Origin of the sequence: Pontibacter silvestris (genome assembly GCF_020907275.1) — a bacterium.
Classification (GTDB): Bacteria; Bacteroidota; Bacteroidia; order Cytophagales; family Hymenobacteraceae; genus Pontibacter; species Pontibacter silvestris.
The window spans coordinates 214,914-238,306 of sequence record NZ_JAJJWI010000005.1; the positions used below are offsets into that span (position 1 = coordinate 214,914).

At 41.6% G+C, this 23,393-nt stretch carries 14 protein-coding genes; 10 read left to right on the forward strand and 4 right to left on the reverse strand.

What is annotated here, in order from left to right; translation table 11 throughout:
- Positions 1-146 precede the first annotated feature (146 nt).
- The 9 genes from LN995_RS06600 to LN995_RS06640 all read left to right on the forward strand — a co-directional run bounded on the left by LN995_RS06600 (position 147) and on the right by LN995_RS06640 (position 15,321).
- Positions 147-1,520, forward strand: coding sequence for a DUF4270 family protein (locus tag LN995_RS06600; protein WP_229959612.1), 1,374 nt, complete (start codon positions 147-149; stop codon positions 1,518-1,520).
- Between the two features lie 74 nt (positions 1,521-1,594).
- Positions 1,595-2,548 (forward strand): Kelch repeat-containing protein, encoded by a 954-nt coding sequence (locus tag LN995_RS06605; RefSeq protein WP_229959614.1) that lies wholly within the window; start codon positions 1,595-1,597, stop codon positions 2,546-2,548.
- 452 nt (positions 2,549-3,000) lie between these two features.
- Entirely contained in the window at positions 3,001-4,086 is a 1,086-nt protein-coding gene (locus LN995_RS06610; RefSeq protein ID WP_229959616.1) for a sensor histidine kinase, read from the forward strand.
- Positions 4,083-4,841, forward strand: a complete 759-nt coding sequence (locus LN995_RS06615; protein WP_229959618.1) for a LytR/AlgR family response regulator transcription factor — start codon at positions 4,083-4,085, stop codon at positions 4,839-4,841. The genes LN995_RS06610 and LN995_RS06615 overlap by 4 nt, the downstream gene beginning before the upstream one ends.
- Positions 4,842-5,101: 260 nt before the next feature.
- Positions 5,102-9,160 carry a S8 family serine peptidase gene (locus LN995_RS06620; protein ID WP_229959620.1) on the forward strand — a complete coding sequence of 1,353 codons (4,059 nt, stop codon included), beginning with the start codon at positions 5,102-5,104 and terminating at the stop codon, positions 9,158-9,160.
- 81 nt (positions 9,161-9,241) lie between these two features.
- A complete protein-coding gene (locus LN995_RS06625; RefSeq protein ID WP_229959623.1) occupies positions 9,242-9,964 on the forward strand; it encodes a DUF4197 domain-containing protein in 723 nt (240 codons plus the stop codon).
- A gap of 400 nt (positions 9,965-10,364) precedes the next feature.
- Positions 10,365-13,190: a TonB-dependent receptor gene (locus LN995_RS06630; RefSeq protein WP_229959625.1), complete on the forward strand. Its 2,826-nt coding sequence runs from the start codon at positions 10,365-10,367 to the stop codon at positions 13,188-13,190.
- A gap of 201 nt (positions 13,191-13,391) precedes the next feature.
- A complete protein-coding gene (locus LN995_RS06635; RefSeq protein WP_229959627.1) occupies positions 13,392-14,546 on the forward strand; it encodes a sensor histidine kinase in 1,155 nt (384 codons plus the stop codon).
- A gap of 76 nt (positions 14,547-14,622) precedes the next feature.
- Positions 14,623-15,321 (forward strand): LytR/AlgR family response regulator transcription factor, encoded by a 699-nt coding sequence (locus LN995_RS06640; RefSeq protein ID WP_229959629.1) that lies wholly within the window; start codon positions 14,623-14,625, stop codon positions 15,319-15,321.
- Between the two features lie 321 nt (positions 15,322-15,642).
- Here the strand turns inward: LN995_RS06640 and LN995_RS06645 are convergent, their stop codons facing one another.
- From LN995_RS06645 to LN995_RS06660, 4 genes are all read right to left on the reverse strand, one after another.
- Positions 15,643-16,362, reverse strand: a complete 720-nt coding sequence (locus LN995_RS06645; protein WP_229959631.1) for a pirin family protein — start codon at positions 16,360-16,362, stop codon at positions 15,643-15,645.
- Positions 16,363-16,369: 7 nt separating this feature from the next.
- Positions 16,370-16,870, reverse strand: a complete 501-nt coding sequence (locus LN995_RS06650) for a hypothetical protein (protein WP_229959634.1) — start codon at positions 16,868-16,870, stop codon at positions 16,370-16,372.
- 70 nt (positions 16,871-16,940) lie between these two features.
- On the reverse strand, positions 16,941-17,675 hold the full coding sequence (locus LN995_RS06655; RefSeq protein WP_229959636.1) for a dioxygenase family protein: 735 nt from the start codon (positions 17,673-17,675) through the stop codon (positions 16,941-16,943).
- A gap of 1,198 nt (positions 17,676-18,873) precedes the next feature.
- Positions 18,874-19,071 carry a hypothetical protein gene (locus tag LN995_RS06660; protein WP_229959638.1) on the reverse strand — a complete coding sequence of 66 codons (198 nt, stop codon included), beginning with the start codon at positions 19,069-19,071 and terminating at the stop codon, positions 18,874-18,876.
- Between the two features lie 434 nt (positions 19,072-19,505).
- On the opposite strand from LN995_RS06660, the gene LN995_RS06665 reads away from it, so the two are divergent.
- A complete protein-coding gene (locus LN995_RS06665; RefSeq protein ID WP_229959639.1) occupies positions 19,506-23,330 on the forward strand; it encodes a DUF5689 domain-containing protein in 3,825 nt (1,274 codons plus the stop codon).
- Positions 23,331-23,393: the final 63 nt, after the last annotated feature.

Below are 23,393 nucleotides of genomic sequence, written 5' to 3' on the forward strand. Positions count from 1 at the left end.
AATAGTTTGAGGTTCTATAACAATTGATGTACTGTTCATGGAGAAGACTGTCTATTTCAGTCAGCATTTTGTCCGCTTCATCTTTCTTTTGATTGTAAGGTCAGGCTATAAGGGTAAAATTTGCCTTACTGATTCAATAAAAAAACATGTGTTCATCTACTAATAATTATCTTAAAGCCCTGTTTCTTTTACTGCTGGCAGGGGCTTTTTATTCCTGTGAAAACCCTAACGATGTGGGCTTGGAACTAGAAGACAATACGCTTCAAACATTATACACAGATACTGTTACGGTTAATGTCTCCACTGTTTTACTGGACTCGATTGTTACATCCGGAAGCGGTACCATGTTAGTGGGGCAGTTTCAGGATGAGTTAATGGGTAAGACAACTGCCAGCTCTTATGCACAAGTAGAGTTGGGCGACAGCTGGACTGTTGAGGATGATGCTGAATATGACTCTATAAAACTGATTATGCCTTATTCTGGCTACAGTTATGGAGACACTGCCCAATGGCTGACAATTGAAGTACACAAGTTATTAGAAGAAGTTAGTTTGCTCTCTCTTCCTCCTTACGTGGGCACAGAAGAACCACAGTCTTATTTCTACAGTAGCTCAGCGCTCTATAACACGAGCCAACTTAAGGCAGAAGAGCAACCATTAAGTGTATATGCTTTCCAGCCAAGGCCGAGCAGAACGGACAGCCTAATGATTTCTTTGCCTGATGCATTAGGTACAGACTGGATGAGCCTGAAGAAGGCGAATGACAGTAAGCTGACTATTTCTAATAACTTTATGGACTATTTTAAAGGGATAAAGATAAACCCTGCTGCCTCTGGTGAAAGTGGTTCAATTATAGGCTTTAATCTAAGCAATGCATTTATCAGATTGTATTATAAAGAGACATCAGGCGGAATTGTTGAGAGTCTTTATCACGATTTTCCTTTGGCGTCCATCAATCAGTACAACCAGCTTACCGGCGACTATAGCCAGTCGGTGTTAGCGGGTCTGGAGCGGGGAGGGGAGCCTCTTTCCAGTAGTGCTTCTTCTAGTGTTGGAATTGCACAGTCAGGTACAGGACTGATGATTAAGCTAGAGTTTCCGTATCTAGAGGACTTGCAAAAAGCCATTAATTCTAAAATGATAAACATGGCGGTACTGCAAGTGGTACCTGTTGTGAACACAAACAGATACCCTTACCTGCTTCCTACTACGTTGGCCCTGTATGAAACAGATAAAACCAATGTGCCGCTGAGCCCACTTTACATGGATTACTCTACCACGCAACAGACGGCCACCTATCAGGCAGATGAAGAATATGACATGGCCTCAACTTATCAGTTTGGTATTACAGAGTACTTCTCTGAACTGTTCGAGGAAACTGAAACTTCCGGAAGGGCAATACTACTGGCTCCTTCGTCAGATTCTTTCACTCAGTCAGTTGATCGCATAGTGGTAGGAGGGTCAGGCCACACAAGCAGAGTTAAATTAAAGCTTTACTATACTTTACTGAACAACAATTAATAATTATTTACAACAGTTTTATGAAGAACCTCTTAAACAAGTGCCTATTATTACGTTTAGCACTATCCTTATTAATGATAAGCGCCTTTACCTCGTGCGATAGCGATGAAGATGAAGATCTGCTGGGTGCTTATACAAAAGAGTCAGATTTTGCCGGTGTGGCACGCAGTGGTGCCGTCTCCTTTGTTATTGGGGAGAAGGCCTATGTTGGTACAGGCTACGACGGCAAAAACAGATTAAAAGATTTTTGGGAATATGATGCATCCAAAAGCTCCTGGACTAAAAAGGCAGAGTTTCCAGGCACAGCTAGAAGTGCAGCTGTAAGCTTTACTGCTAACGGAAAAGGGTACGTAGGTACAGGTTATGATGGCTTAAACTACCTGAAAGATTTCTGGGAGTATGATCCCGAAGCTGATACCTGGACACAAATTGCTGACTTCCCTGGCTCAGCCCGTTATGGATCTATTGCCCTGTCTCTGGAGGAAAAGGGCTATGTTGGTGCCGGTTATGATGGAAATTATCTGAAAGATTTCTGGCAATATGACCCTGCAACAGCCACTTGGACAGAAAAAGTGGGTTTAGGTGGCTCTAAGCGGCTGAATGGTTTTGCTTTCACCTTGAACGGTAAAGGTTATGTTGGCGGCGGTGTTAACAATGGCCTGTATGAGTCTGACTTCCTGCAATACGATCCTGCCACTGATACTTGGACAAGACTGAAAGCGTTGAATGAAGATGATCGTGAGGACGAAGATGCTTATCCTTCTTCCAGAGCCTTGGCAGTTACGTTTACGCTGAATGGTAAAGCTTATTTGTGTACTGGTACCAATGGTTCAGCCCTTACTGAAGTGTGGGAATATAATGATTTAGGAGATCTTTGGACACAGAAGTATTCTTTTGAAGGTAGTGCACGAGAAGCAGCCGTAGGTTTTGCCATAGGTAACTATGGTTATATAACAACAGGTAACAGTGGTAGCTACCGCTATGATGACCTGTGGAAATTTGATCCAACTCTTCTTACTGAAGATTAATTGTAACCAGCAGTTTCAGCCACTACAGAAGTAGTGGCTGAAACTGCTTTTGCCTTTTAAGATCATCAGGTTGTACAGTAAAAGGTTTCCAGGAAGTCTGACAGTGTATGAACTTCTTCTTTAATTCATAAGAACTATAATGTAGTTCTTTCGCCTCTTGCCCTCACATTTAACCTCACCAAAAGACTGATACATCGCACTGCTTTGGCTAGTAATACTTCTTATTTAGTTAGGTTAAGCAGGCTTTTATAAAAAAGCTTTCACTTGTTTTTTTTGATGGCTTAAAGTGATGTATCCTTAAAATTTTATATATTGTGCCTCTTTTGGTTTCTGTAATGAATTATTAAATAACTTAGAATAAGTGTATATTTTAAATTTAGAAAATATAGCTGTACAATCTGTCAGGCTAAAGATAGGAAAGCTATTCTCTAAGAAGGCTTTTTTTTACTGTTATGAATAAATCAAGCAATTATAACAGGGAGCTATTTATAGTAGCTTTGATAACTTCTGTTTTCTTTGGAGTGTTTAGTGTTTTGCCAATGCTGATTTCTTCGCATTTGTCTTTTATAGCACCACCTCCACCGCCCCCACCACATGCTTTGCATGGGGTAATGCGAGAACACCCTCCGGTAAATCTGACTTCCAGCATTGTTGTAACTACAGCTTTAATGCTTTGCCTGTGGATGATGAACATTTTTATCTATTCCAGGCTAAGAAATATCAAGGCAAAAGAGCAAACAATGAATATCATACGCTATGTTATAAGCTATGCAGTCATGTTTGGCTTAGTGACGGCTTATTACTTGGTTCTGACCATGTTTGTTCCAGACCCAAGACATGGCAGACAGTTGTTTTTCCCCTTTATTGCTGGCATTACGAATAATACCATTGTCTTGATAATTCTTGACTTGGTTGTGTTGCAGCGGAAAAAAGCACTGGTTGAATTGGAGAATACAGAACTGAAGATGAACAGCATAATTGCTCAGCATCAGCATTTAAAGCATCAGTTGCAGCCCCATTTCCTGTTCAACTCGCTTAACATATTAAAGTCACTGATAAAAAAACAACCTCAGGAGGCTGAAGATTACCTGATAAGGCTGTCTGAGTTCCTGCGCTCCTCTATAACAGCAAATAACCAGAATACAATTGCCTTGCAGGAGGAACTGAAGCTGTGCATTGATTACCTGGAGATGCAGAAAGTACGCTTTAAAGATGCCTTTGTTTATAAAATAAATATACCAGAGGATATAAAGAAGTCAGGATATCTGCCTGTGTTTTCGTTGCAGTTATTGGCTGAGAATGCTATAAAACATAACTCCTTAACAACAGAGGAGCCTCTTACAATATGGATCTCCTACACGGGTGAAGACAGTATTATTATTAAAAATAACAAAAAACCGAAGCGCATAAATGAGTCCTCTTCTGGTATTGGGTTAAGGAATCTGTCAGAGCGCTACAAAGTGATTTCAGGTGATGAAATAAATATCATGAATTCTGAGAACTTCTTCTCGGTTGAACTTAAAGTACTGGAAAGTTGAAAGTAGTTATAATTGAAGATGAGCCGTTAACGGCAGAAGACCTGTCTGATACTTTACTGCAGGTAGATAAATCTATTCAGATTGAAGCAGTGCTTACGTCTGTAAAAAATGCCATCAGTTATTTTAAAGACAATGCGTTCCCTGACCTTATTTTTTCGGATATACAGTTAGGAGATGGATTAAGCTTTGAGATTTTTAAGGCTATCAATACAACCACACCGGTTGTATTCTGTACCGCTTACGATGAGTATGCCCTGGAAGCATTTAAGGCAAACGGTATCGATTATATATTAAAGCCTTTTACTACAGCTTCTATCAATGCTACTATTCATAAGATTAAGCAGTTGCAGCAAAGGCTTTCTCAAAAAGACACGTCGTACAAAGACCTTTATGAATTATTTGAAAACAAATTAGCCCGTAAGAAAGGCTCCATATTGGTTTATCAGAGGGATAAAATTATTCCTCTTCCAGTAAAAGAAATAGCTATTTGTTATGTTGATAACCAGATTACCCGGGCTGTCTGTTTTGACCAAAGAAGTTACATCGTTAATCATACATTGGATGAGTTGGAGGATATACTGGGGACACCGTTTTTCCGTGCTAACAGGCAGCACCTGGTAAACCATGAAGCTGTTAGAGAAGCCTCACATTACTTTGGACGAAAATTAGTTGTAAATCTTACAGTTCCTTTTCAGGATGACGTTATAGTAAGTAAAGCTAAAAGCTCAAGTTTTTTAAATTGGTTAGCTGGTTAGCACCGTGAAAGGCAATAGCAGGATATGCTTTTAATTAGCCTTGAGTGCTAAGGCTGCTGCTGGGTAACCTGCCTCTATCGTAGTGTGACGATGCATGTTCTTTCTTTACCTCGTTCCATTGAGGTGATAATTTGAATAGCTCAAAATAGAGATTGTCCGCTTCACCTGTTTTTCAATTGCCTGATTGATACTTCCTTCAGAACTTAGTTAAAGACAAAACTGGAATATATTAAAATTTATAAAGCCTGATAAGCAAGGTTATGAAATTATATCGTTTGGGGCTGATTGTACTTGTACTGGGCCTGCAGTGTCTACAGGCTTATGCTCAGGACAACACACGTTTACGTTTAATGGATGACACGAGTCGTCTACCTGTAAAAATCAACACCCATTTACTTAAGAAAGATGCCAATAGCTATCAAAAAAGCTATAAAAAGGAGCATCGGAAGGCGAAACGGTTTGCACTTAAGAACGGCTATCCTATTAAAAAGTCAGACGCAAAAGGTAAGGTTACAGAGCTTCAAGGCTTTTATAAGACAGGTAAACCAAAATACTATACTACCTACAGTAGCTCTGAAGGCAGCACTATAACTATCTCAGCCGCAGATGCGGCTTCCACTACCAGTACAGATCAGCTTTGGCAGGGAGGCTCTTTAGGTTTAGAGTTAGATGGGAGCAGTTCGGCAGTTTCCGGCAAGCTGGGCATTTGGGATGGTAGTTCTGTTCGTGCAACGCATCGGGAACTTACAGGCAGAGTCACGCAGCAGGATCGGGTAACGGTAACTTCTCTAGAAGATCAGGACCACCCGACGCATGTGGCGGGTATTATGATAGGAGCAGGTGTAAACGCCCGTGCTAAGGGCATGGCCTATAATTCCAATCTCAAAGCCTGGGACTGGAACAGTGATATATCGGAGGCAACTACAGCAGCTGCGGCTGGTATGTTACTTTCTAATCATTCTTATGGCTTAGGATATGTTGGCTGGGTTTATAATTCAGATCGAACAGGCAGCATAAAATGGGAGTGGCATGGTGATACTGACATTGATGCTTATGAAGATTACCGTTTTGGTTATTATGATGATGAGGCCAGGCAGATAGACCGGCTGGCTTATAATGCACCGGGATACTTAATGGTGGTGGCAGCAGGAAACGACAGAACTGAGAGCGGACCTACAGATGGGTCATCCTATTATTTAGGGTTTACCAACAGAACAAGTACTGTAGCAAGGCGCAAGCAGGAAGATTATGACTTGCTGACTGGTAACGGAGTAGCTAAAAATGTCTTAACGATTGGTGCCGTTTCCGCTATTGTAGGAGGGTATCAAACAACAACAGACGTTGAGAGTGCTTATTTCAGTAACTGGGGGCCTACAGACGATGGTCGTATTAAACCCGATCTGGTTGGTGACGGTGTAAATGTTTTTTCATCTGTTGCCACTTCCGATGATGCTTATGCCTCTTACAGTGGTACTTCTATGGCAGCCCCTAACGTGACAGGCTCTTTGCTTTTATTGCAGGAGCACTACGCGAAGCTTAACGAGGGCAGCTTTATGCGGGCTTCTACCTTAAAGGGCCTGGCTATTCACACAGCCGATGAAGCAGGCAATGCACCAGGACCGGATTATAGCTTTGGATGGGGCTTATTGAATACAGCCAGGGCTGCATCGGTTGTCACTAACAGCGACAAAACGAACCTTATGACAGAGCGAATCATAAACCAGGGCGAGAGCTATACGGCAACGGTTGTTGCCTCTGGAACAGGCCCAATAGTTGCTACCTTAAGCTGGACAGATCCGGAAGCTACACCACTTAACATTGATGATGAAGTAGTTAATAATCGAACCCCAAGCTTAGTGAATGATTTAGATTTACAAATTTCAGATAGTGATAACACCTGGTTACCTTGGGTGCTGAACCCGGCACAGCCAAAATCAGCAGCCTCTACCGGCGATAATACCATAGACAATGTTGAGCAGGTACTTATTAGGAATCCTGTGGCAGGAAAAACCTATGAGCTGACGGTAAAGCATAAAGGAACCTTAACAAACAGTTCTCAGGTTTATTCGCTCATCTTAAGTGGAATAGGAGGTGGTACCTATTGTGTATCCAGTCCAAATTCAGATCAGGGAGCTCGTATCACGAAGGTTACGTTGGGTGAGATCAATAGTAGTATTACAGACAACGTTTGTACTACTTATTCTGATTTTACAGATCAACAGGCAACTCTGGTAGTAGGAAGTAGTACTGCCTATCCTTTAAGCGTTAGCCTTGGTACATGCAGTAGCAATGCAGACAAATTAGTAAAAGTGTTTATTGACTGGAACAATGATTTCGATTTTGACGATGCAGATGAATTAGTTGCTACCTCAGGAGTGATAGCTGGAAATGGAACTTTCACAGCCAATGTTGTGGTACCTGCAAATATCAATGTAAATACCTTTACCAGGATGAGAATTGTATGCACTGAAACGGATGATGCAGATGATGTAAAAGCCTGTGGAGCATATGAAAATGGGGAAACTCAGGACTACAGTATCAAAGTAATTGATCCGGTTACAGATGCTGGACCTGTGTCGCTTGTGTTACCTGACTCCAGTACCTGTGCGGGGCCTCAAACAGTAAAAGTAAAAATCAGAAACTACGGCAGTAGCAGTATCACTAACATTAAAGTTACAGCAGTGGTAATACAGGCCAGTCAGGAATTAGCTACTTTATCTGGTACTTACACTAATACTTTAGAAACTAAGCAAGAGGCAGAGTTGAGTTTAGAAGGTACTTTTACAGCTACAGCGGGCGAAACGTATATTGTTTTATTAACCACAGAACTCGCAAACGACCAGGTTGCAGGCAATAATACCTACACTACCTCCGTGACAATTGCTCCGCAAACGGTTGCTCCGGAGGCGCAGGCCTATAGCTGTAATGCCAGTAACATTAACCTGTACGCGAACGGAGCCGGAACAGCTTATTGGTATGATAGCGCTACAGGTGGTAATCTGGTAGCTGCAGGAAACAACACTTCTACCAGCACCATGCCTGCCAATGAGACTTATTATGTAGCCTTTAATGAGTTTACAGGCAGCCTTGGGCCAACTGCAAAAACGGCTTTTGGAGGAGGAAGTTACGGTGGTGGCTATGTACCCATGCCTCTCATTACAACTGATGTTCCGCTGGAACTGGATAGCGCCAGGTTGTATATTGGTTATCCGGGTAAGTTGACCTTTACCGTGGAAACTGCTAATGACAGTATTATAGCCAGTGCCACTATTGATGTGCAAGCTACCCGTACGGAGCCGTCTGCTACAGATGCAGTGGATGATGTAAACGATACAGGAGCTATGTATCCTTTAAACCTGAAAATACCGGAGGCAGGTAATTATCATATTCGAATGACTTACCAGGACGGAGCCACTATTTTCAGGAGCAATGTAAACGTCAGTGGCTTTCCTTTTACCATACCAAATATAATTTCACTGACAGGTGCTTTGTATGATGGTGATACCTTAACCTCAGCTTACTACTATTTGTATGATCTAAAAGTAAAGGCGCTTGATTGTCCCAGTGAAAGAGTAGCCGTAACGGCGCAACCAGTAGATGAAGTACAGGCAACTATAAGTGCTGGCAGTGCCACAACTTTTTGCGAGGGAGATGCTGTAGAGTTATCTGTAGCTGAATTACCTGGTGTTACTTATCAGTGGCAAAAAGACGGGGTACCTGTCAATGGTGCAGATCAACCTGTCTTCACCGCAACGCAGTCCGGGAACTATACTGTTCTGGTATCGAATGGCATATGCGAATTTAGGGCTTCAAACGCTGTTGAAGTAACTGCTTCTGTGTTAACAAAGCCAACTATAACAGTACAGGATACAACCTTGTTAACGTCCAGCAGCAGCACAGGTAATCAATGGCTGCTCAATGGTGCAACCATTGCCGATGCAACTGCGTCCACGCTGATAGCTACCAGAGCAGGTTACTATGCCGTATCAGTTACACAGAATGGATGTTCTGTTACTTCAGACTCAGTTTATATTTTTGTAGAGGAGCCTGAAGTTATTCGTTCTTTAACATTATACCCTAACCCAGCTCCTGCTAATTATGTGATAGTTGATTATACTTCACCAAGCTCTTTGGATAAAATAAGTGGAGCTATATATGACATAATAGGACATAAAGTACGATCTTTAAATATGGAGCTGAACAGCAGAGGGCAGTATAGCAGTGAAGTAAAATTGTCTGGTTTAGCGCCTGGAGTTTATATCGTTCGGTTAGAGGATGAACACCATGTTTTCACTGAAAAATTTGTTAAACTTAATTAAGCTGACCTGATTATGTACAAGGTTTATTGTAAACATTATTTCAGGTTAGCTTTTAAGAATATCATAACTAAAAATAAAAAAATGCGAAGTACAAGATTAGTATTACTTACTTTCTCTATTCTGTTATTAAGCCAGTTGCAGGCATACAGCCAGATTTCCAGTATCATCAGTAAAGTATCTAATCCCAGCTCTTCGGAAATAGGGCTAGGAATAAAAGAGGCACTGGAAAAAGGCGTTTCAGCTGGTACAGACCGACTTTCTGTTGCAAATGGCTTTTTAGGTAACCCTTCTGTTAAGATTCTTTTTCCTTCGGAAGCACAAAAAATGGAGAAGACTTTAAGAGGTCTGGGCTTAAATCAGTTATGTGATAATGTTATTTTATCGTTAAACAGGGCTGCTGAGGATGCAGCCCAGGAAGCCAAACCTATTTTTGTGTCGGCTATCGAGCAAATGTCTTTGTCTGAAGCTTCAAACATTCTGCTTGGAAAAGAAACAGATGCTGCTACCAACTACTTTAAAAGTGCAACAAGTGATCAGCTTCGCGAAAAGTTTAAGCCAATCATTCAGACCAGTCTGGACAAGGCAAATGCAACAACGTATTGGGGTGAGGCAACTAATGCCTACAATAAAGTGCCATTGGTAAAAAAGGTAGATCCTGACTTAACTAACTATGTAACTCAAAAGGCTATTGATGGACTATTTGTGGAGATTGCTAAAGAAGAGTTAAAAATTAGGCAGGATGCCAGTGCCAGAACTTCTCCACTTTTGCAGAAGGTGTTTGGTTATGCTGATAAGAATAACTAAAACAATGCTGCGGCTGCTATAGCTTTACTGGCTTAAGATTGATTTTGTACGAGCGCCTGTATTTTGATACATACTGATATCAAAATACAGGCGCTCGCTTTTCAGGTACAACAATATTTTTGTTTAAAGGAGCTGGTCTTGTGATTGAAATAAAAACTAGTTTTTAAACAGAGCCATTTCCATTCAACATTTGAGAATAAAGCAACCTTTTGTATAACAGTAGCTGAAAATTGTGCTGTACGCATTATAGCTAAGGCTTTACTTAGTGGCTTTTAGGCCGTTTTACCTTTCTCTTTGTCCGTCTCACTTACTTTTCTTTAGCTACCTTTTCCTGAAAGGATAACCTTTGTAGAACAAGTCTTTGCAAGGAGTTTTCTCATTGCGTAAATCATAATTAGGAATGAATAAATTAAAAGTAGTGCCTAAATGGCTATTTTTATTAATTGCTTTAGTGAGCTTCGGTAAAGCTTATGCACAAGGCGTTGCGGTTTATGGTACAGTACAAAGTGCTCAGGATAAAACAGTATTACCTGGTGCGAGTGTGGTGCTTACCAATAATGCAAACGCACTTCAAAAAGGTGTTGCTACCGATATGGAGGGAATATTCAGATTTGAAAATGTTGCTCCGGGGCAGTACAAAGTAGAGGTAAACTTTCTTGGGTTTAAAACACTTTCGCAGGAAGTAAAGGTGCAGGATGGCGCTTTAAATTTGGGCACTTTAACTTTGGAGGAGAGTAGCACAACCATAAAGGAAGTACAGGTAATAGGACGTGTACCATTGGGAGAGCAGAAAGGGGACACGACTCAGTACAACGCCGGGGCTTTTAAAACAGCTCCTGATGCCAGTGCAGAGGACCTGGTGCAGAAGATGCCTGGTATTACGATTCAGGACGGTGCCATACAAGCACAGGGGCAGGATGTGAAGCAGGTTTTGGTGGACGGTAAACGTTTCTTTGGAGACGATGCCAGTACAGCTCTCCGGAACCTGCCTGCTGATGTGATTGAAAATATCCAGATATTCGACAAGAAAAGCGATCAGGCAGAACTGACAGGTGTGGATGACGGTAATCGCGATAAAACAATTAACATAGTTACAAAAGCAGACCGCAGAGTAGGACAGTTTGGTAAAATGTCTGCTGGCTATGGAACCGATGACAGGTACATGATTGGTGCCAGCGTAAACTTTTTTAACGGCGACAGCCGCTTTACTGTAACCGGCCTTACCAATAATATCAACATGCTGGACTTTTCGGTAGGAGAAACACCCGGAGGAGGCATGAGAGGACGACGTCCGCCTTCTGGTGGTGGTACTACAACCGGTCTTATTTCTACCAACACGTTAGGTCTGAACTATAGCGATACTTGGGGTAAGAAAATTGAAGTAAGCGGTAATTACAACTTTACTCAACGTCAGATAGAAAATAACCAGTTGAGGCGGCAAAACTATATATTGCCCACTGACTCAGGGCAGGTGTATACCGAAAATCAGTATAGTAACACTACTACGACGGATCATAAATTTAACTTCCGTTTCGACTACAACATCAACGATAATAACCGGCTCCTGATCACCCCTAGCTTTACACTGAGTGATAATGATGCTGTTACAGCTGTAACGGGTAACACTATCAATAACAATGGAGCCATCAACGAGACTGAAAACAATACCTCATCAGATAAATCAAGTTATACGTTTAATAACAACATTTATTTTAGTCACAAATTTGGTAAAGCAGGACGTACAATATCAACCAGCTTAACGACAGGCCTTAGCGGTACAGATGGCGAAAGCTCATTGTTATCGAACACCATTTACTACAGAGGGAACAGGGATGCCGATAATCGTAACCAATACACGCTGCTGGATAGAAGCGGGTATACCTGGTCAGGTGATGTGTCTTATACAGAGCCGGTTGGGCAGCACGGTCAGTTGCAGTTGCAGTACAATATAGGTAATCAGTTAAACGACTCCGATAAAAAAACTTATAACTATTCTGAGCAATCACAAAGCTACAGCCTGTTAGACACTACCCTCAGCAATGTATTCAACAGCGAGTACTTAACACAACGTACTGGGCTTGGTTATCAGTATAGCTTTGAAAAGCTGAGACTAAGGGCCGATGCAAAGTATCAGTCAGCTGAATTGCAGAGTGACCAGACTTTCCCATCTGATATGGACTTGAAACGTACCTTTACAAACGTTCTCCCTTCGGTACAGGCTAATTACAACTTTTCTAAAACGAGGAGCTTTGACTTTAATTATACAACCAGCACTAATGCACCTTCTGTTGATCAGTTGCAGGGAGTAATAGATAATACAAACCCGCTACAGTTAAGTTCAGGTAATGCCAGTTTAAAGCAGAGTTATCAGCATTCCTTTAGAACCGGTTACAGGAACTTCGATATGGAAACAAATCGTGTGTTCTTTATTGGCTTCTTTGGTAACATTACACAGGACTACATTGCTAACAGCATTACCAGGGCAACAAACGGAGACGTAACACTGAGCAGTGGAGTTGTACTGGAAGAAGGGCAGCAGTTAACACAGTCTGTTAACCTGGATGGCTACTGGAACGTTCGTTCATTCTTTCATTACGGAAAGCCCGTAAACTTTATAAGCTCAAATATCGGGGTACATGGTAACATTGGGTATACCCGTACACCAGGGTTAAATAATGGGGAGCTAAACTATACCTCTTCGCCTAATTTTGGTTTGGGAATTACGCTCAGCAGTAATATTAGTGAGAAAATAGATTTTACCGTATCTACCAACTCCACTTATAACATTGTAAAATACTCATTGCAGCCTGAGCAAAACAGCAACTACTTTCTTCAGAACACTAGCCTGAAGTACAACTGGATATTCTGGAAAGGTTTAGTATACCGAACAGAACTGAACCATCAGTTGAATTCAGGTTTATCCGCCGGGTATGATAACAGCTACCTGCTATGGAATATGAGTGTTAGTAAAAAGCTGTTTAAAAACGAGCAGGGTGAGATAAGCTTAAGTGTGAATGACCTTTTGAAGCAAAACGTAAGTGTACAGCGCAACCTTTCAGCCCAATATGTGGAAGATGTGCAGGCCAGTGCCTTGCAGCGTTATTTTATGCTGACCTTTACCTACAACCTCCGTAACTTTAGCAGTGGCAGTGCGCCTGCTACACCTGGCAAAAATTTCCCAGGCCCTCCTCCAGGTGGAGGAACTCCGCCCCCTCCGAACGGCTAACAGAACAATAGAGAAGAATGGCTATAACAACCATTCTTCTCTATTGTTCTGTTAAAAACTGTAGTTGGAATAACTCTTATTTATAGACCATGAAATACTTCATGAAGAGTTAGCTAAAACCTTTATGATCTTAATTTTTTTCTCTTATCACGCTTATCTATACAAAAGAGTTAAAGATCGGTACCTCTATTCTTTTCCTTTATGAAAAGTGATATTTGGGGGATGTTTCGTTCCAAAGCATTCTCTGTTGTTACACATATTATAGGCTGGACATTGTTCATGTGCCTGCCGGTGTTTTTTCTTAGCCATGAGGCAGGTAAAGAGCAACTTGTTTTAGTATTAAGTTCACCTGCATACTGGAAGTTTTACGGTTGTTATATCTTTCTCTTTTACTTTCATACCTATTTGCTGGTACCATACTTTTTCTTTCAGAAGAAGTATGTGTCTTATGCCGCTGTGATACTGGTGCTTTTTATAGCTGTTTTTTTTCTGAGGCCTTTCGACAACCTGATTGCCCGAAGTATACATAGGCCTGCTGCCGGTAATCCTGGTCCACCACGCGAGATGGATGTGCACCGACCTCATAATACAGATAAAATGGCATACCCTGTGCCCCCTCCAAGAAGAGGGCCGCAGGGTATGCCTCCGCCAGACTTCAATGTTCAAATTGATATTGTCAGTATTTTATTATTTGTCATGGTAATGGCACTGAGCCTTGCCTTAGAAAGCACCCGGCATTTGCGGATGACTGAGAAAAGGGCTATTAGGGCAGAGGCAGACAAAGCAAACGCTGAGTTATCTACCTTAAAGGCTCAGGTTAACCCACATTTCCTGTTTAACACTTTGAATAACATTTATTCTCTGGCCGTGACTCACGATGATAATACAGCAGCTTCTATTATGAAACTCTCTAACATTATGCGTTATGTGACAGATGAGGTAAGTGAAGAGTATGGTTCTCTGGCAGGTGAGGTTGCCTGTTTAAGCGATTTTATAGACCTGCAGCGCCTGCGATTAGGAGAAAAAGTACAGGTAAATTTTACGGTGAGTGGCCAACTGAAAAACAAACAAATAGCGCCACTGCTTTTAATGACTTTTGTAGAAAATGTTTTTAAACATGGTATCAGCAGCCATTATGATTCTCCTATCACTATAAAAATAATATCAAAAGCCGACTCAATTAGCTTCTATTGCCAGAACAGAATCTTTGTAAATAACAGAAGCAACGAGCGGACAGGCATTGGTATTGCTAACACAAAAGAACGATTGAGGCATCTTTATCCTGGTAAACATCAACTGGAAATAAATACTGAAAATGGGTTCTTCACTGTTCAGCTTCAGTTAGAGGTAGGATAGTATGGAGCTAAATAGATTTAATGATATCAATAAACTTACTTTCAACTTTTTATAAATTAAATCAACAAAAGTAACTATGGCTCTTAGGTGTGTTGCAGTGGATGATGAGCCACTGGCCTTGAAAATAATTAATGAATACATAAGCAGGATCCCGGCTCTTGAACTAGTACAAACATTTGAAGATGCTATTGCTGCTTCGGAATTTTTGAATAATACAAGCATTGATATACTTTTGGTAGATGTTAATATGCCAGATATTTCTGGAATTGACCTGGTGCGTTCTCTGAAGGATAAGCCACTTGTTATTTTTACTACTGCCTATAAAAGCTTTGCCTATGAAGGATTTGAACTGCAGGCGCTGGACTATCTGCTAAAACCTATAGACTTTGATCGTTTTTCTAAAGCTGTCCGGAAGGCGATAGATTATGTGGAGTATAAAAAAACGCCCAGGGAAGAGGCTGGTGATAGCCTCTATGTCTACTCTGAGTATCGCTTGGTTAAAATTGAGCTGAACAATATTGAATACATTGAGAGTCTGGAGGACTATATTAAAATTCACGTAGCAGAAGGAAGAGCTGTCCTGTCCTTAATGTCCATGAAAAAAGTGCTGGAGAAGTTGCCGGCTGGTAGGTTCAGGAGAATACACCGTAGCTTTACAGTGCCAGTCGATAAAGTAGTATCAATACAAAACCGGAAAGCTCTCCTGTCATCCGGGAAAGAGCTGCCTATAAGTAACTCTTATAGTAACTTTATTCAGGATTGGAAGAAGTGTTAGGCGCAGGTTGATAGGGTAGCTTGTGCTTTAATAGAAAGTGTAATTCTAAACTTGTTTGCTTTTGCTGCCGTAGTTGTCTCTTATCCGCTGAGTTTTGATCCTAATGTTTTATAAGTAATGTTGGTGTGCTCCAAATTCACGAGGACTCGTTTTTCTTTTTGGTACTGTATAGCTGAAGCAATCTTCTATCTGCTCGTGCAGCACCGCAACATCTGCAAGTTACATTACATAAAAACTAGGAATCACTTTATTACTATGTAATGTTGATAGTATGAGTTTATGCTAAACAAGATATTAATGTTCTAAAGGATACTTTAATGTTTAACTGTTACTCTCCTGCAGTTCCAATGTCAGTATCAGTGCGTTGTTGCTTAATGCTTCCAGTTCAACATTATCAGTACCCCATAGGGCTAAACCATCTCCTTCATGTAGTAGTCTGCCTTCCATCTCAAAAACACCGGCAATAGCATAAGCATAAAATAACGAATGGGTGCTTTTTAAACTATACATAGCCTCGTGCCGCCCTGTAAAACGCCCAATGCTTAACGATAGCGGTAACCTGTACTGGGAGTCTGCTTCTTCTGGTATAATCTTTGCAAGCTTGTTTTCAATTGAGTTAAAATCAAACACAAAATGCTGATGGGCTGGTGAGCTAATTGGTAGCGCGGCTTTTATCCATAGCTGCAAAAATGTATCAGTATTATTTTGATAAGGGTTAGTTAAGCAAAAGCTACTCATTGCCGGAAGGTGGCAAACCAGAATTTCTTCTACGTCTACGGTTAATATATTTCCAGAAACTACAAAATCAACTGCACCTGTAACGGGTATTATTATAACATGCGAATCCTGCTCCACCTCAAAGTCCACACGCTGTGAACCAGCCAGTGTTTCTTCGTTCAGAACGTGTAGGTTACCGAATGGGACCTTGTGTTCATTTTGGAATTTGCCAAAATTAAATGTACAGCGTCTTCTGAACAGAGCCGTTTCAGTTATGCCACGCTGATCTGCTAAATAAATTCTTCCTGGAACTTGCTTTATCATCTTAAGATTAGTTGTGCAGTGAGTGAATGTTTACATAAGGCTGCAATTGAAATAGGTTAGTTATTACTTCTTCTGCTGCTACTTGTGATTTGGCCGAAACCAAAAGGTAGTTTCCAACGGTATCGTGCCAGAGCAAGGGCTCTGAATAAAAGTTAAAGGCAATCTGGTGCTTTGACTTGTCCTGCAGGTCAGAGTTGATAATTTCGAACTGGTATTGGTTAAACTTCAGAAAATGCTTCCCTAAGTTATTGACAATGTCGGGTACTGTTTCGTTTAACTGCTGCAGGTAACCAATTACTGCTGCACTAACTAAGAAGTGAAGTTGAGAAGCTCCCGGCACCATTTGCAGTAGCTCTGCAAATGAATGGTATTTCTGGTTTTGGTTATAAAGCTGAGCCTGCATCTTAAACTCCATGTAGCTGTCTTCAAAAACAAGTTTTTCCCAGGGTTTAGTAGAGGTAGCGTCTATTACTTTTCTGTAACATAAGGTAATGGTGCGAGGGAGCATAGTTTTGCAGTATGTTATCAGGCACTAGAGTTTTGCTTTAGTGCCTGATGGTGGAGTTAGGGTATAAAGATTAAGCTGCGACATTAAGCTGTATGGAAAGTTCAAACCCATCAGTTGTGTTACCGGTAACTGTTGCTATTTGTATCCCTGTGGTATCGTCACTAAATACATTGTCCCTGCTGTTATAGGTATAACCAGACATGCCTTTATCATAGCCATTAACAGCAGCCAGCGCTGTACCAGAGCCTTCCGGAAAAGCTATTTGTGTTACTTTTAGCGATTTCCCGCTTGCGTCATAGATGTGAACATGAATATGCGTCGCACGACCTTGGTACCAACCCGGAAATATGGTTGTAAAGCTTACAAGTCCATTCGCATCTGTCACCTGCCTTCCACGCAAAAAGTGTACAGATTGGTAATTGGAAGACTGCATGTTCGTTCCTCCATATTCCGAGTAATTTCCTTCTGCGTCGCAATGCCAGATATCTACAATGGCTCCCTCAAGGCTGGTACAATTGTTATTGGTGTTGCCAATGGTAATATTGGCTGTCATTTTATAGCCTGTACGTCCATCTGTTATATCACTCCTTACATAAGAGGCCGGGCTTTTTGTCGGGAAAGGCCCTTCTGTTTCGGTTGGTGCCACGGTGCAGCTGCCGGAGTTTGTACCCGTTCCGGAACCTGAGCCAGTGTCTGATGAGCCTTCTGCTGGAGTAACGGTATCCTCCTTGTCGCAGGCGGTAAGCAATACCGGAGCCGATACTGCACCAAGTAGCAAGCTTTTAAGGAAGCTTTTTCTTTCCATATTTCTACAAAGTTTATTTTCAAATACTGTTCTAGGATTACAATTTTGGCAAAACTGATGTCTTAAGGAAAGATGTGTCGGTGAATGAGTTTTTTGTATAGATTAATGCTACAGAGTCTTATAAACCTTATGCGTTTGCCAGGCAGGAGGATAAGAAGCTGACTTTTGATAATTTTTGATAGGTGAGGGTAATCTTAACATCAATTCACCGACACATATAAGCTGTTTATCCAGACTTGTAGCTGTTAGGTTTAGCTGTTTCGTATCTTTACACAGCTTCGGTCTTAATGTATGCCAAGAGCTGCTTTAGGCAGAGGTGTATTCAGAAGAAAGGAGGGAATGATATGGCACTATATGAACTGTTGAGGGTAAGATAAACTAGAAGTATAATAAAGTACTACGGCTTGGTACAGAGGTAGAAGCAGTGACAACATCAGATTAGCAAATGTAAAGCTAAATTTTATAGGATTTGGCATTAATAAAAAGGAATACTTTTTATTGTATTTGTTATAGATGTTGCTTTATTTTGAATTATTAAGTTTGTTTTCATAGCTTGGAAAGGTGCCCTGCTTTGTGGGGTGCTTTTTTGTTTTAGTGCTATACTTAGTTTTAAAGACTATTAACAACAAGCTTTTACCTGTTCCAGCCGCACATGATACTCTAGTAAAATTTCTTCCTTTGCTGAAACTTTTTCAATTTCGTTCTTCATATGAATTCTTATGTCTTGGTGATGGAGAATCAATAAATTTGAACCCACCCTGGTTTACAAAGACTTATTGTGCTGCTTCTGCTATAAGGTTTTGGATAACATATATACCATAAGTTGTCTGGTGGCTGCCAATTGTTTTTAAAATGCCTTTAAGAGAGCTGCAGTCATTATAGTTCGTTCCATGAGCAGCTTTAATATGGTTGATGTCTGCAAATATATTGTTGGTTGGGTCAAAGCCGCGCCAGGGAAGAGCGTACGCTTCATGGCTTCCCGGTTAGAGAGCACATAGCTTATCCGGGAGGGGCATCTTACATTATCTTCCACACATAATATTAGCCATCACTGTGTTTTATTAAGTCTGTTCCGGATATGTGGTTATAAATATTACCAACCGGATTTACACCAGCATTGCTTTGGCATAGGTCAAACGGGAAAATGTGCTCAACTCCTTTGGTTTTGTCTGAATATACTTCAAACGTAACGCCCTTATTAAAAAAAAGATAGCTTCGCCTGCTCATTTAGCTCTTTAAAGTCTTCAGCCCTGAAGCTGGAAAATTGCTTTAGTACTTCTGTATAATGAGGGCTTGCAGCACCCTCTTTACTGATAACTTCGTCCAGAAAATTTGAGTTGATGGGGTATTGGTTAAACACCCCATTAGAAATTTCGGCAAGTGACCCGGCATCCATAAGTAATGTACATTAAAGTGATGTGTTGTTGGTATTCAGTGTGTACGTAACAATATAATAATTTAGCAATTACTTCTTAAGTATTTATTAATATTATGACTTTTTGATTGAATTATTGATAAGTTCTTTAGATGAAGGGTGCTTTTATAGCACCTTTTTTTCTGATGATAAAAATCATTAATAGCTTCAATATTCCAGAAACTGTGTTTCAGAAATACTATAACCACTCTAAAACCAAGATTTTCAACAAAAAATGATGCTAACTATCAAAGCTCTGCTTAAGGTGCTATAAGTCTGCTTTTATTGGGATAACTATGGTTAAATGTCCTGTTTTAGTTGTATATGATAAAGATAAAATAACATTACTTTGGATAAGCTTTTACGTTTAACGTGATAAATTTGTATTTATTTTTTTCATCACTTAAAGTCTACCTATGAAGCATTTATTACATTCTTTGTTTGTCTGTTGCCTAATGTTGTGCCTGGGAATGGCAGGTCCGGCAGTTGGGCAAAGCATCTTTATTAATGAAATACACTACGACAACGAAAGCACTGATGCCAATGAAGCCGTTGAGGTAGCAGCTCCTGCAGGTACTGATTTGTCTGGCTGGAGCCTTGTATTGTACAATGGCAACAATGGCGGTGTTTATAATACCACACCATTGCAAGGAGTAATTGCAGACCAGAGTGGTGGTTACGGCTTTTTGCAGGTCTCTATCAGTGGCATTCAGAACGGAGCCCCTGACGGTGTAGCTTTGGTTAATGCCGACGGGGCAGTAATTCAGTTTTTAAGCTATGAAGGCGTTTTTACGGCAGTGGGCGGACCTGCTGACGGTTTAACCAGTACAGACATTGGTGTAAGTGAAGGAGGAACAACTCCTGCAGGCTTTTCACTGCAGTTAACTGGTGCTGGCAGTGTGTATGCTGATTTTACATGGGCTTCTGAGGCTGAAAGCACTTTTGGCGCAGTTAACACAGGTCAGGTTACAGGAACAGGAGGGGGAGGAACTGATCCTGATCCTGAACCAGAACCAGAACCGGAGCCAAATCCAGAACCAGCCACAATGATCGTTTTCATCAATGAAATACATTATGACAATACAGGTACAGATGAAGGAGAGGGAGTAGAAGTAGCTGGCCTTGCCGGCACCGACCTTACCGGTTGGCAGCTTGTACCTTACAATGGCAATAATGGTGCTGCTTATAGTGCGCTAACTTTATCTGGTACCATTCCTGACCAGCAATCCGGGTTTGGTACTGTATTCTTCTCTATTTCAGGTTTACAGAATGGTGCACCGGATGGTGTTGCCCTTGTTGATGCGGAAGGAAATGTTCTTCAGTTCATAAGCTACGAAGGTTCATTTGCTGCTACCAATGGTCCTGCTGCTGGTTTAACCAGTACTGATATAGGCATCGAAGAGGGGGCAAGCTCTCCTGTAGGGTTCTCTTTACAACTAACTGGTACAGGCTCTGCTTATGAAGATTTTACCTGGGTTGCCGATGTTGCAGCAACTTACAATACTCTAAACAATAGCCAGGTATTTCTGCCTTTGCAGGATATCGTGTTTATCAACGAAATCCATTATGATAATGAAGGTACCGATACAGGCGAAGCTGTTGAACTAGCCGGGCGTGCAGGTACAGATCTTTCGGGCTGGAGCTTGGTTTTGTACAACGGTGGAAACGGTACCGCTTATAATACCCAAACACTTACAGGTACTATTCCTGACCAAACCAATGGTTTTGGCTTTATAGCGGTTACTTATCCTGCCAATGGCTTGCAAAATGGTGCCCCAGACGGTGTAGCATTGGTCAATGCTGATGGCGAGGTTGTGCAGTTTTTAAGCTATGAAGGTAGCTTTACTGCTGTTGATGGCCCTGCTGATGGTCTTGCCAGTACAGATATAGGAGTTCAGGAAGCCAGCTCAAGTCCTGTAGGCTATTCTTTGCAGCTTACTGGTGCCGGATTTACCTATGAGAACTTTACATGGACCGGTCCAACTACCAGTACGTTTGGTACACTGAATGTTGGGCAGGATTTTGGTGGCGGTACTACAGAACCAGAGCCGAGTCCGGAGCCACAGGAAGTTACTATTGCAGAAGCAAGAGCTTTGCCGCTTAACTCGCAGGTAATAGTAAGCGGAACATTAACGGCAGCCAACGAACTAGGCGGCCCGGCTTATCTGCAGGACAGCACAGGTGGTATTCCCGTTTTCGATTACCAACTACACGGGCCGGGTGCTTTCAGTATAGGTGATTCTATACAGGTAACAGCCTCTGTGGGTGTTTATAACCAGATGGTGCAGTTAGTCGATGTGACTAACGTAGAGAGCTTTGGCGTTGCTACAAATCCTGTTGCGCCTTTAGAGGTAAGCATCTCTGAAATTACTCCAGCGCTTGAGGGGCAGTTAATTACTGTACCTAATGTTTCTTTTACAGATACAAGAGGCTTGCTTTTCCCGGAAAGTAACTATGGCATTACTGATGGTACCGGCACATTAGAGTTCCGGATTGATGGTGATGTAGAGAGCCTGGTAGGGCACGAAGTGCCGGATTCTGCGGTGACAGTTACAGGCGTTTTAGGTAGCTTCAGAGGCACATTACAAATTCTGCCTCGCTTTATAGAAGATTTACCTGGTGCACCGGAATACACCCCGGAAGGAACAGATATTCCTATTAATACCACGCTTGATGTAATGACCTGGAATATGGAGTTCTTTGGGTCTACTATAGCAACCTTTGGGCCTGATGACGTGCAGCAACAACTACAGAACGCTACCAGACTTATCGATAGCGTTAATGCAGACATTATTGCTGTTCAGGAAATATCTGATGAGAACCTGCTGCAGCAACTGGCAGATAGCTTGGGCTATGAGCGTGTTTGCTCTGATCGTTTCTCTTATTCTTTCAATGGGCCGGATCCGACTTTCCCTGAACAGAAGGTTTGCTTCTTATATAACCCGGAGGTTGTTACTTTTGTTGATGCAAGAGTACTTTTCGAAGCAATGTATGACTCTGCCCGTACGGGTTACAGCACTGCCTTGAACAACTATCCTACAGGCGATCCGTCTTCTTTTTGGTCTAGTGGGCGTTTGCCTTTTATGATTACCGTGGATGCTATGGTGGAAGGCGTTACAGAAAGATTCCAACTTGTGAATATCCATGCCAAATCAGGCTCAGGAAGTTCAGACCTGCTCAGAAGAAGGTTTGATGTGCAGGCTTTGAGAGACACGTTAGATCAGTATTATCCTAACGCCAACATTATTATACTAGGCGATTATAATGATGATGTGGATGAGTCTATTGGAGGAGGAGCTTCAACTTATAGTGCGTTTGTGGAAGCAGAAGACTTCAGGGTAGTGACAGCTGCATTAAGTGAGGCCGGCTTGCGTTCATTCATCACCCAAGATAATGTCATTGACCATCAGACGGTCAGTGATGAGCTTTATGATAATTACCTTGAAGGTTCTGCTACGTTGGTTGTTCCTTTCTCTTATATCAGTAACTATGCTAACACCACATCCGACCACTTACCTGTCGTGACGCGTTATGAACTGACAGCGCCTCTTGTGGTTGATGCTGGTCCTAACCAGGTGGTTTACCGCGGTTATTCTCCTGCTGCCTGCGCTACACTTACAGCTACTGCGGCGACAGGTGGCGCTCCCGGCTACACTTATACCTGGAGCACCGGCGAAATAGGAGAGTCGGTACAGGTTTGCCCTGATGAGACAACAGTTTATACACTTACTGTTACTGATGCCAGAGGAGTTTCTTTTACAGATTCTGTACAGGTATGTGTCGTAGACGTAAGCTGTGGAAGTGCTAAGAATCCTAAAGTACAGGTATATTATAACCCTTCCGGAAAGTCTGGTAAAGGTAAAACCCTATGCATTTCAGAATATGCCGTACCAGCACTTCTTCGCTTAGGAGCAACCTTAGGAAATGGCGACGTTACTACCTGTGAGGGTAATCCTGTTCCGGTTGAGAAGGTTGACCTGAAAGAACTTGTTCTTTCTATCATTGCTTATCCTAACCCTGCTACAGATTACCTGAACATTATTTTTGATAAGTTAGAGGATTGCGATGTAGAAGTTGCTTTCTATAATATGCTGGGTAAGGAGGTGTACAGAAAGTCTCACTTCATTAAGAATGGTAACCTGGACCTTGATATTAGACAAATCAAGCTGAACAAAGGGGTGAACTACCTGAAAGTAAGCAGCAAGTACGGTAGCAAGACTATTCGAGTTCTGAAGCAGTAGGACTGCTTTGGTATAAAAATACAATACAAAAAGAAACCCGGCACTTTGGCCGGGTTTTCTTTT